Source organism: Shewanella halotolerans, from assembly GCF_019457535.1.
GTDB lineage: Bacteria > Pseudomonadota > Gammaproteobacteria > Enterobacterales > Shewanellaceae > Shewanella > Shewanella halotolerans.
Genome location: NZ_CP080417.1, coordinates 4,320,288 through 4,332,239 on the forward strand (window position 1 = coordinate 4,320,288; position 11,952 = coordinate 4,332,239).

Here is an 11,952-nt window from a genome sequence, read left to right on the forward strand (position 1 = left end):
TTAAGAGAGTAGGTGTATGACAGAAAAAGTTTGGGTTCTCGATGATGATAGTTCGATACGTTGGGTGGTCGAACGGGCGCTCAAAGGCGCCAAGATAAGCTGCGCCAGCTTCGCCGCCGCCGAATCCCTGTGGCAGGCATTGGAACAAACCCAACCCCAGGTGATCATCTCGGATATCCGCATGCCGGGCACCGATGGCCTGACCCTGCTGGATCGCCTGCAGCTGCACTATCCCCACATTCCCGTGATCATCATGACGGCCCATTCCGACCTCGACAGCGCCGTCAGCGCCTATCAGGCGGGAGCCTTCGAGTATCTGCCCAAGCCGTTCGATATCGACGAGGCGATCGGCCTGGTGGAGCGCGCCCTGAGCCATGCCAAGGAGCAGTCACCCAAGGTCATTAGTCAGCCCGAGGTCAAGGCGCCGGAGATTATCGGCGAGGCACCGGCCATGCAGGAGGTGTTTCGCGCCATCGGCCGCCTGTCACGCTCCTCCATCAGCGTGTTGATCAACGGTCAGTCGGGCACGGGTAAGGAGCTGGTCGCCGGCGCCCTACATAAACACAGTCCGCGCAAGGACAAGCCCTTCATCGCCCTCAACATGGCGGCGATCCCCAAGGAGCTGATTGAATCTGAGCTGTTCGGCCACGAAAAGGGCGCCTTCACCGGCGCCGCCAACGTGCGTCAGGGCCGCTTCGAGCAGGCCGATGGCGGCACACTGTTTCTCGACGAGATCGGCGACATGCCGCTGGATGTGCAGACCCGTTTGCTGCGGGTATTGGCAGACGGTCAGTTCTATCGTATCGGTGGTCACTCGCCGGTGCAGGTGGATGTGCGCATCATAGCCGCGACTCACCAGAACCTGGAGTCTCTGGTAGCCAAGGGGGATTTTCGTGAGGATCTCTTCCACCGCCTCAACGTGATCCGGGTGCATCTGCCGCCGCTATCACAGCGCCGGGAGGATATTCCTCAGCTGGCACGCCACTTCCTGGCCACCGCCGCCAAGGAGATCAGCGTCGAACCTAAGATACTCACCAAGGCGACCGCCGACACCCTGGCCAGCCTGCCCTGGCCCGGTAACGTGCGTCAGCTGGAAAACACCTGTCGCTGGCTCATGGTGATGGCCTCGGGCCAGGAGATCTTGCCTCAGGATCTGCCGCCCGAGCTGCTGACACCCAGCAACAGCCACGACAATTCACCCCAGGCGGGCAGCGGTGGCTGGCAGGAGGCCCTGACCCAGTGGATAGATCAACGCCTGAGCGAAGGCGAGAGCGATCTGCTGACACAGATACAGCCTGCGTTTGAAAAGATATTGCTAGAGACGGCGCTGAAACACACCAAGGGACACAAACAGGAAGCAGCTAAGCGCCTGGGCTGGGGTCGTAATACCCTGACGCGTAAGCTGAAAGAACTCGAGATGGATTGAGTGAAAGCACCCAGCCTAGGCTGGGTGCTTTGGCGCCTCTTCCGCAGGCGCATTGTTTGCGCTAACAACAACACTCTCAGACTGACACTCGGATTCGATGACTTCACGTGGCATAGCCGCCTGCCATAAAGCCCCTACCCATAAACTTTGATTCGCTTTCATTAACCTTGCCCTCATTTTGCCAACTGGATCAAAGTAATCTTAAGGCGACTATTAGTAAAATGAATAAATAGTATCCCGTGAATGCCAAATTAGAATGAACATACCAATCAAAACCTTACATTATTTTCTCACCCTGGTTGAAACGGGAAATTTTACCCGGGCGGCGGAAAAGTCTTTTATCACCCAACCAACCCTGAGCAAGATCATCCAGCGACTAGAGGAAAATCTCGGCCAGCAGCTGCTGCACAGGAATAATCAGAAGATAGAGCTAACCCAGGCAGGCATACTGCTGGAGAACAGCGCCCGGGAGATCTTGGGCCAATGGCACAGGCTGCAGGAGGACCTTACCAATCTGAGCGGCCTCAAGTCTGGACACCTGCGCCTTGGGGTCTGCCCCATGATGAGCAGCCTGATCATCGACCTGCTCACCGCCTTTCGCCAGCAATATCCGGGCATAGAGCTACAGATGTATGAGTATGGCGGCTTCGGCTGCGAGCAGGCGCTGCTCAACAACAGCCTGGATATCGCCTTCACCGCACTGCCCACTACCCATGATATCGAGCTGGCCAACCGCGCCCTCACCCGCTATCCGCTGCTGGCCTGCCTGCCCAAGGACCATGCCCTCGCCCAGCAGGAAGCGGTGACCTGGCAGGACTTCGAGGCCTACCCCTTCATCCTCTACAACGAGGACTTCTCCCTGGCCAAGCTGATTACCCGCCTGAGCCACAAGGCCGGCGTGCAGCTCAACATCGCCTTTCGCAGCGGCCAGTGGGACTTTCTGGCAACCATGGTAGAGGCCCAGATGGGGGTCGCCATCCTGCCCGAGCCTATCTGCCACAAGTTGCAGGGCAGCTCGCTGGTGTTCAAGCCTATTCGCCCCAATCTCACCTGGGATCTGGCGCTGATCTGGCGCAAAGACCTGCCCCTGACACCGGCGGCCCAGGCGCTTTTGGATCTCAGCGAGCAGGCCCATCTGCACCCGTGATAAGGGTTAAAATCTACCGGATTTTCAGCCAGCAAAGCTGAGTAAATGACTATCTAAAACTGAGAAGCGGGTCGCCGACAGATAAAATCACTGGTGATGAGTCAGACGGCGCCCGCTTGCACAACAAAGGTGCAAATTTTTTCGCTCGTTATTCAAACGCGGGCCATGGCCGCTGACGCACCATAGTTAGGTGCGCGCCTTTTTGTTTAAAACAATCAACCACCTAAGCTTAGTTTAACTGGTACTAAAGTACCGTTAAAAAGCCTTGCCGCCTCACTTTCCTGCCGTTAGTTTCCCTTAAGAGGTCTGACGTCCGACGTCTGACCTCTGTATCTAAATATTTAAAACCCTGAGTAGCTAAAGCCTGAGTAACTAGGTTCTAGTTACTAAAACCTGAGTAACTGAAACCTGGGTAACTAACACCTGAGTAGCTAACACCTAGTTGCTGAAACTGGTGATTGAAACCAGGTAACAAAACCTAAAACAACATCAAATAAGAGAAATAAGCCAATGAAGATCTATAAAAAGCTCATGATGCTGGGTCTGTTTGCTGTCAGCCCATTGACTTATGCCGCCTCCGGACTCGTGTTTATCCATGGTACCGGGCATCAGACAGATGCGCTGTCGGACTATTGGACACGGGAGTTTGTCGACTCCGTCCGCCAGGGGGCTGCCTCGCCCGATAACTACCTGGTGATCAACTGCGATTTCGACCAATACATGTGGGATGACGCCGCCGCAGGCTGCCTGGCCGGGCAACTCACCCAGTTTATCGAGAGTAAAAACATTAATGATCTTACCCTGCTGACCCACTCCAACGGCGGCAACGTGGTGCGCTGGATCCTCTCCAATCCCACCTGGGACAGTCGCTATCCCAAGATCATCAACGCCACCTCCAAGGTGATCGCCCTGGCACCATCCAGCGGCGGCACACCGCTGGCCGATGCCGTCACCCAGGGCAATGTGTTCGAGACCTCCCTGGGTTGGCTGCTGGGCTATGGTAGCGATGCGGTGAAACAGCAGCAGGTCAGCTGGATGAGCAGCTATAACAACAGCTGGCTCTATGGCACCTCGGGTCGCCCGGCGCTGCCCTCGCCCTTCGAGGTCGTAGTGGGCTCAGATGTCGACTCCGCCTTCTGGGACGGCGACAGCTACTGCGCCGGCTATCAGTATCAGGTGGCACTCGAGACCACACAAAACTGGCTCGACGACTGCTCGGACGGCTTCCTGGAGTGTCAGTCGCAATCGGCTGCGGGCACAGTCTGGTTCAAAGACATTCAGCGCACCGCCGGAAAGGAGCCGCTGAGCCATCAGCAGAGCCGCCGCGCCTGCTTCAATCTCGATATTCTGATCCGCGACCATATTTAGGAGCCATAAGATGAAACCATCAATTAAAATGGCGAGTGTGTTCGCTCTGTCCGCCCTGTTGAGCGCCTGTCAAAACGACGATTCTCAGACAGAAAATACCCCACAGGCCAGCGCAGTGACAGTCACCCAGGTGACCCTGCTAGCGCCCACCTCAGGGGATCTCACCATAGACACCCTGGCCACCACAGAGCTGCCAGCTGTCAATGGTAATCGTGGTGGCGTGAGTTTTAGCGCGCCCATGGGCGCCGCGGCTCAGATCCAGGCCCCAAACCAGCTTGATCAGAGCTGCAGCGATCAGTATTGGCGTACCGTCTCGGGCGCCGAGCTGAATAAGGGGATCATGCTTGCGGTCAGCCAGAGCGATAGCGTGATCCGTGTGGCGCCGCGCGGCGATGCCAGTTCGGGGACCCTGCAACACAGCCCGGCTATCTCGCCGGATCAGCTGCGCCTCTACAAGGTCGACAAACAGAGCGTGGATAAGTCGGCCTCTATGATCCAATCCATGAGCGACCCACAGGCCATGGCGACGGCCGGCATAGTCGATGACTCCAGCGCCCTGAGGCTCTCCAAGCAGGCGACGCCCGGCGTGTATCAGCTGCAGGTGGTCCAGCCCCTTGGGGCCAACGACAGCTATCTGGTTAACGTCAAGGAGAAGGGCAGCCCCTATCAGCTGGCCCTATCGGCGCCTAACCGTTTGAACAGTCAGGCACCTAAGCTGGCGTTCGAGCTTAAGCTGAGCAACAGCGATATCGCTCTTAGTCCAACCGCGACGCTCAAGCAGAGCGATGGTCGCTACCACAGGCTGGCCGTGGTTAAGCAGGGCGATAACTGGCAGGCTCAGCTACCGGATGAGCTGGCGATGCCCAGCAGCAACCTGGGCCTGAGCGAGATCCAGGTCGACGTCGAGACCCGGGTCAACGGCCTGCCGCTTATTCGCACCGTCAAGACCGCCTTCAAACAATATGTGCCGGCGGCCAAGCTGGCGGATCAGGCCAGTATACATTGGCAGAACGCCAAGCCGACCCAGGCGGTGTTCGAGCTGCAGGTGGCCAGCCCTGGACGCTATCAAGTGTCAGCCGTGTTAGTGGGCACTGATGCTCAGGGTAAGCAGGCCAATATCCTGCGCGCCGAGACGGCTCAGTGGCTGGACGCCGATGGCCAGGTGAGCCTGAGCTTCGACGCCGAGCAGCTCAAGGCCTCGGGTCTGGGCGCTCCCTACGCCATCAAGGCGCTGGAGCTAAAAGATCAGAGTCAGATGGCGCGTCTGAGTTACCTGGGCGAGGCCGCCTCACTCTAGCTATATACTAAAAGCCAAAGCGCCCGCTATGGTCACATGGCGGGCGCTTTTTTATTTTCTATTTAACGCCTTACAGCTCGGTATGGGGCTTCACCTTGTCAAAGTCAGCCAGGATGGCGTAGGCACAGGGGATGATAAACAGCACCAGCAGGGTGGAGGCGAAGATACCGAAGACGATCGACACCACCAGGGGCTGCACCACCTGGGCCTGCAGGCTGGTTTCCAACAGCAGGGGCAAGAGACCCGCCGCCGTGGTCAGCGAGGTGAGAAACACCGCCCTGAAACGCTCGCGACTGGCGCTCACCACCGCCTGATGCACACTGTCTCCCTCATCCACATGGTGGCGTATGTACTGCACCAGCAGGATGGAGTCGTTCACTACGATCCCCGCCAGCGAGATGAAGCCCATGATAGAGGGCATGGAGAGGTTATAGCCCAGCAGCAGATGGCCCCAGAGCACGCCGATCAGCGCCAGCGGGATCGCCAGCATCACCACGGCGGGTTCCAGATAGCTCCTGAACTGAAAACTCAGGATGGCAAACAGGCCAAACAGGCCGATGAGGAAGCCTTTTCCCATGGAGCTGCCGGTCTTGGCCGTCTCCTTGGCAGAACCCTCGAAGTCCACCCTCAGCTGAGGATAGCTCTGCTGCACCTGAGCCAGCCACTCGCGCTTTATCGCGGCTATGGTCTCGTTGGCATTGGCGCGCTGATTGTCCACATCGGCCATCACGGTGACGCTGCGCAGGCCATTGATGCGCTGGATACGCACATAGGAGCGCTGATCCTGCAGCAGGGCGATGGAGGAGAGCGGCAGCTGGCTGCCATCACTGAGCATGATGGGGAAGTTGGCCAGGGTCTGTAGATCCCCTGCCTGCAACTTGTTGAGCCGCACCTCGATCTCGATATTTTCCGGCCCTACCTGCACCTCGTCGGCCAGCTGACCGAAGTAGGCGCTGCGCAGCTGGGCCGCCACCAGTTGGCCGTCGATGCCGAAGCTCTCGGCACCGGGGCGCAGGCTCACCTTGATCTCCTCCTTGCCCGGACGCATGTCGTCGAGTATGCCGCTGATGCCATCAAACTGCCCCAAATAGCTCTGCAGCGACACAGACGCCTGTTTCAGCATGTCCAGATCGTCGCCTTGCAGGCGGATCTCTATATCCCGCCCCGCCGGGCCCATGGTCGGCTGCTTGAACACCAAGGATAGCGGCATCGCCAGCTCCCCGGTCTCGATACGCCAATCGCGGATAAACGCCTCGATCAGGGTATTGCGGGTCTCTGCCGACAAGAGATCCAGCCTGACGGTCGCCACATGGGGGCCGCTCTCGCCGGCGTCGGCGTTAAAGTTATATTGTGCCGTGATGTCGCGGATCAGCTCATGCTCATCCTCCACCTCATGGGTGTATCTAGCGCCCACACGCTTGGCACTGGCGATCAGCGTCTCGACCACCTTCTGAGTCTGACTCAGGGAGCTGCCCGGCGGCAGTATTATGCGGGCCTCGGCGATATCGCCATCCAGATCGGGGAAAGGCACAAACTTGAGCGCGCCGCCCACCACCAAAGAGACAGAGATCAGCAGCAGGCCTATGGTGGCGCCGACGCTGACATAGCGCCAGCGCACCATGAAGCTCACCAGAGTCACCAATCTAGTATTACGAAACGCCTCGAAACGGGTCAGAAACTTAGCCTTGAGCTCGCCGATACGATTGGGCTTAATCTCTGCCTTGGCGTGTGACAAGGAGTGATTCAAATGATTGGGCAAGATCAGGAAGGCCTCAAACAGACTGATGGTCAGCACCATGATCAGCACGGTTGGAATGGCCGACAGTACCGCCCCCATCTGACCATCCAGCCCCAGCAGCGCGCTGAAGATCAGCACAGTGGTCAGGAAGGAGGAGACCACACCCGGGGCGACCTTCTGCACTCCCTTCACCACGGCCTCATGGGGCGCCATGCCTCTGTCTATGTGGGAGGCGATCGACTCGGCGATCACTATGGCGTCATCCATCATGATACCGATCGCCATCAAAAGCCCCACCAGGCTCATGAGGTTGATAGACACGCCGAACAGGCTCATCAAGTAGAGTCCGCCGAGGAAGGCGACCGGCAGGCCGGCCGACACCCAGAAGGAGTAGCGCAGGGAGAAAAACAGCCACATGCTGAGGAAGACCAGGATGATCCCCTGCCAGCCGTTGGTGATCATCATCTTCAGCCTGTCTTGCAACACGGAGGAGAGATCGTTGGTCATGGTCAGGCGCACCCCGTCAGGCGCGCGGGCCTGCTCCAGCTCGATAAACTCGCTCACCTTGGCCTTGATCCGCAGCGCGTCGTCGGCCTTGTTCTTCTGCACCTTGATCAGCGCCGCGTTGCTGCCATTAAACTGAATATGCTCCTCATCCAGCTCGAATCTGTCGCTGATAGTGGCGATATTGCCAAGGCGCACCACGCTGCCGTCGGGGTTGGAGGCGACGATGATCTTGGCCAGCGAGGCAGGGGTGACCTTACGCTCATCGAACCTCAGCAGGATATTCTTATCCTTGAGTTCGATATTCCCCGCAGGCATCTTCACGTTCTGGCGGCCGACCTTGTCGGCGATCTCGGCGGCGGTCAGCCCCAGCCTGCGCATATCCGCCTGATTGAGCTCGATGCGCAGCTGATGGTCCGAGAAGCCCGCGATGGAGACCAGGCTCACCCCGGCATCTATCTTGAGACGACGCTTCACATCCTCGGCATAGCTCTTCAGATGTGGCCAACTGGTGTCGGCGACGATGGCGATATCCACCACGGGCTCCGCCCAATCCAGCTCCTTGACGATGGGCGGTTCGATCTGCGCCGGGAAGTTCTGAATCGCGTTGATCTGAGTCTGCACATCCACCAGCATGCGACCCAGATCGGCCTTAGGCTCCAGCTTGAGGCGCATCGAGGCTATCCCCTCCTGGGCGTCACACTTAACCTCTTCGATGTTGGCCAGGCCGTCGACCGCATCCTCCATCCGCAGGCAGATGCTCTCCTCCACCTCGACCGGCGAGGCGCCCGGGTAGACCACGGTCGCCATCACATAGGGCGGGGCAAACTCGGGAAAGGTCTCGCGCTTGATACTGCTCATGTTGAGCAGACCCAGCAGCAGGAAGGCCAACATCAAGAGGTTTGCCAGGGTGGGATGTCTTGTGATGTAGGCGATCACAGCGGCGCCCCTCCCTCATTGGTGACGGGCTTGAGCGACATACCGGGGATGGCCGGGATCAGGTCATTGAGCACCAGGGCGTCACCCGCCTTCAGCTCACCCTCGACGGCCACCTGCTGCTCGTGGCGGAACAGCACCTCGACCGGCTTGATCACCAGCTTCTGCTGGGCATCCATCAGATAGATCTGATCGCCCCGCAGCGCCCGCTCGGGAATAACGAAATGTTCCCTCGGCTTGCCGCTGATCACCGCGCTGACAAACATCCCCTTGGTCAGCGGCGGACGCAGCAGCAGATCCATCTGGCTGAAGTCCTGCTCCACCTCCAGATAGACGCCTATGGTGGCCTGGTTGGGATTGACCGTCTCGGCGACCCGGGTTACCCGCGCCGGCCAGCTAAAGCTATGATTGCCCGCCTGAAAACTTACCTCCGCCTGCAACTCAAACTCGTCGATAGAGGGCATGCTTCTGGGCTGTGATGCCTGCACTAGGCTGCTGACCAGGGCGCGCATATCCTGCAAGGATAACTCCGCCTTGATCTCGGCTGTGCCTAGCCTGTGGGCCACCAGCATCACGGCGCCGGCAGCCACCACCTGATCTTGCTCGATATTGATGTCCGACACCCGCGCATCGAAGGGCAGCACCACCTTGGTCTGGTTAAGGCGGCGTTCGGCGTCCTGCAAGGAGGCCTTGTCGACGCTCAGCTGCGCCTCGCTCACCTTGCGATCGTCGGGGAGCAGCTTGAGGGAACTCTGTAGATCTTCCACCATCTTGGTCTGTGCCAGCAGCGACTGCTTCTGATTCTCCAATTCCGAACTCGATACCAGGTTGCGCTTCTTCAGGGTCAGCTTGCGTTGATACTCCTGTTCGGCCAGCACCAGCTTCTGCTCCTCGATCTTCAGGCTGGTATTGAGGTTTTTCTCCTGTTGATCCAGACGGGTCAGCTGTGCCTGGGTGGCATGCATACTGGCCTGTGCCTGGGCGACCTTGAGCTGGTATTCCAGCGGATCTATCTCGAGCACCAGTGTGCCCTTTGGCAGCATGCGGCCGGTTTCCAGCTGGGGATGGCGATACAACACCTTGCCGCCTACCTCGGCCACCGCCTGCCACACATGCTTGGGCTCGACCCGGCCGAAGCCGATGACTCTGGGGGCGATGGGCTGCTGAGCTAGCGGCACCACCTCGACCGCCCTGGCCTTATCGTATCCGGCCACCAGTGAGGGCGAAGGTTTAAGCAGCGCCGCCAGCAAGATGGCCAGTACGCCGACGCCCACACCGACTAATAGATAGCGTTTCTTGTTATTCATCTCTCTCATCCTTCACATCCATCAGCCCACGCTGCAGTAGACGGGTATTTTGCTCGGCAAGTAGTTGTAGAAAGCTCGGCGTGATCTCTATGCCGACCTTTTCGAGTAAGTTTTCCGGCACGATAAAGGGAAACACCATCATGGCGAAGAAGCTCAGCTGAGCGCAGTGGGCGTCCACATCATCCTTCAGCAGATTCTTATCCTTTAACCGTTGAAATATGGCGATATTCTCGAAGTTAACCACCTCATAGAAGGCCTTGGTCACCTCGGCGTTTTCCGGCAGGCTCTGATCCAGTCCGGCGATGCGCAGCATGAGTCTGGGAAAGTGCGGATGCTTGCTCATGACGCTGTAGTAGGTCTGTAGCAAGGCCGCCGGGCTCTCCTGGCGCGTCTCTCTTTTCGCCTTATGCAGCTGGGCCAGCACGGGCATCGCCGTCTCATGGATCATGGTCGAGAACAACTTCTCCTTGGAGCCGAAGTAGTAACGGATCAGGCCGGGGTCTGTGCCCGCCTGGCTGGCGATCTCGCGGATCGACACCTGAGCATAGGGACGTTCGATAAACAGATTTCTCGCCGCCAGGATCAGCTTATCGCGATTTTGGGTGTCGCCGCTGGGACGGCCGACACGACTTTTAGCTTCTGCCATAAAAATTCCTCAGTAGAGGAATTAATACTAGAAGAACTGGATTTGAATTGGCAGGGAAATAATTCCCCTAAAATCGGGGTTGTGTAGAATTTTCGGCGACGAAACCTGGCTCGGCCTCGCCGCCTGGGGCAGCTTAGATGGGGTCTTGGTGGATCAGCACTTCCACGTGCTCGAACAGGCTTCTCACCCTTGCCTCGGCGGCATCGGCGATGGCGTGGGCCTCCACCAGCGGCAGTCTGCCGTCGAGCTCCAGGTGGCACTGCACGAAGGTGGTCTTGCCCGAGGTGCGGGTACGCAGATCATGGAAGCCGTTGATGCGCGGATCTTTCTCTATCGCCTGGACTATCTTGAGCTTGGTATCGGCATCCAGCTCCCGGTCCAGCAGCGACTGCGCCGAGCGGTAACCCAGATCCACCGCCTGCTGACCGATAAACAGGGCGATCAGTATGGCGAACAGGCCATCGGCCCACCACCAGCCAAACTGCGACAAAACCAGGGCCAGTAGCACGGCGCTGTTGAGAAACAGGTCCGACTTATAGTGAAGGGCATCGGCCTCCACTATGGTGCTGGAGGTCTTGGCCAGGGCGCGGCGTTGCAGCAGCACCAGGGCCAGGGTCAGCACTATGGCGATCATCGACACCACCACCCCCACCATGGCATGGCTGATAGGTGTTGGATTGATCAGCCTGTCGCTGCCATGTAGCAAGAGCAGCAGCGCCGAGCCCAGGATGAAGGCCGACTGGGCCAGGGCCGCCAGGGGCTCGGCCTTACCGTGACCATACCTGTGGTCTTGGTCTGCGGGCACTATGGCATAGCGAATGGCAATGAAGTTGACTATGGAAGCCAGGGCATCGGCGAACGAGTCGGTAAGCGAAGCCAGCATGCTGGCGGAACCTGAATAGAGCCAGGCCGCCAGCTTGATGACTATCAGGGTGAGCGCGGTCGCCACGGCGGCGCGGCTAGCCAGTTTCACCCAAAAATCGTATTGGGAAGTGTCGGTCATAGGGTCATATTACAGCTAACAATTAGCAGGGGAAGAATATGACCCAATTGTAACTCAGTTATCCCCTATGGGCGATCTCCTTTACGTCCGCCACGCTTGGCAAAATTCTCTTTAAATTTAGCCTGCTGCTCAGGGGTAAGCATTTGATAGATTTCGCGTTGCATCTTCATGCGCTCCACCGCGGCCTGCGCTCTGAGCTCGCTGCGCTGGGCCGTCATCGCCTTAAGATCGGCCTCGTTAAAGCTGTCTGAGGTGATCATATCCAGCATCTGCTGTTTGTGGGCCGCACGCACCTCGTCCGATGGACGCTTGGCCTGCATCGCCTCACGGTGCGACTGCATCAGTTCCCTCATCTGAGTACGCTGGGCGTCAGTGAGATCCAGGCCGCGAAACATCTTGTGCATCTCGCCGTGGTAGCCTCTGTGATCACCACGCATCTCATGGCGACAACCGCCGTCATCCGGGCCAGCCGCATACACAGCGGGTGCCAACAGGGCGGCGCTGGTCATTAACGCAAATAATCCTGATTTTAGGGTCATCTTATTCATAATCTGCCTCTTACGCTTATCGCGGATAGTTA

General features: G+C 58.4%; 9 protein-coding genes. 4 read left to right on the forward strand and 5 right to left on the reverse strand.

Translation table 11 applies throughout. From position 1 onward, the window contains the following. Positions 1-16: 16 nt before the first annotated feature. From glnG to K0H81_RS18695, 4 genes are all read left to right on the forward strand, one after another. The gene (gene glnG / locus K0H81_RS18680) at positions 17-1,426 is read left to right on the forward strand and encodes a nitrogen regulation protein NR(I) (protein WP_220059304.1); all 1,410 of its coding nucleotides are present in this window, start codon (positions 17-19) and stop codon (positions 1,424-1,426) included. Between the two features lie 256 nt (positions 1,427-1,682). Next, positions 1,683-2,573 carry a LysR family transcriptional regulator gene (locus tag K0H81_RS18685; RefSeq protein WP_220059305.1) on the forward strand — a complete coding sequence of 297 codons (891 nt, stop codon included), beginning with the start codon at positions 1,683-1,685 and terminating at the stop codon, positions 2,571-2,573. A gap of 510 nt (positions 2,574-3,083) precedes the next feature. Then, positions 3,084-3,941, forward strand: coding sequence for a hypothetical protein (locus K0H81_RS18690; protein WP_220059306.1), 858 nt, complete (start codon positions 3,084-3,086; stop codon positions 3,939-3,941). Between the two features lie 10 nt (positions 3,942-3,951). Further along, the gene (locus K0H81_RS18695) at positions 3,952-5,238 is read left to right on the forward strand and encodes a DUF4785 family protein (protein WP_220059307.1); all 1,287 of its coding nucleotides are present in this window, start codon (positions 3,952-3,954) and stop codon (positions 5,236-5,238) included. Positions 5,239-5,308: 70 nt separating this feature from the next. Here K0H81_RS18695 and K0H81_RS18700 read toward each other — a convergent pair whose 3' ends face one another. From K0H81_RS18700 to K0H81_RS18720, 5 genes are all read right to left on the reverse strand, one after another. Next, on the reverse strand, positions 5,309-8,419 hold the full coding sequence (locus tag K0H81_RS18700) for an efflux RND transporter permease subunit (RefSeq protein WP_220059308.1): 3,111 nt from the start codon (positions 8,417-8,419) through the stop codon (positions 5,309-5,311). After that, the gene (locus K0H81_RS18705; protein WP_220059309.1) at positions 8,416-9,723 is read right to left on the reverse strand and encodes an efflux RND transporter periplasmic adaptor subunit; all 1,308 of its coding nucleotides are present in this window, start codon (positions 9,721-9,723) and stop codon (positions 8,416-8,418) included. The genes K0H81_RS18700 and K0H81_RS18705 overlap by 4 nt, the downstream gene beginning before the upstream one ends. Continuing rightward, on the reverse strand, positions 9,716-10,369 hold the full coding sequence (locus K0H81_RS18710; protein WP_220059310.1) for a TetR/AcrR family transcriptional regulator: 654 nt from the start codon (positions 10,367-10,369) through the stop codon (positions 9,716-9,718). The genes K0H81_RS18705 and K0H81_RS18710 overlap by 8 nt, the downstream gene beginning before the upstream one ends. Positions 10,370-10,502: 133 nt before the next feature. Then, positions 10,503-11,372: a cation efflux pump FieF gene (gene fieF, locus K0H81_RS18715; protein ID WP_220059311.1), complete on the reverse strand. Its 870-nt coding sequence runs from the start codon at positions 11,370-11,372 to the stop codon at positions 10,503-10,505. A 65-nt stretch (positions 11,373-11,437) separates the two neighbouring features. Next, positions 11,438-11,920, reverse strand: coding sequence for a Spy/CpxP family protein refolding chaperone (locus K0H81_RS18720; RefSeq protein ID WP_258406332.1), 483 nt, complete (start codon positions 11,918-11,920; stop codon positions 11,438-11,440). Positions 11,921-11,952: the final 32 nt, after the last annotated feature.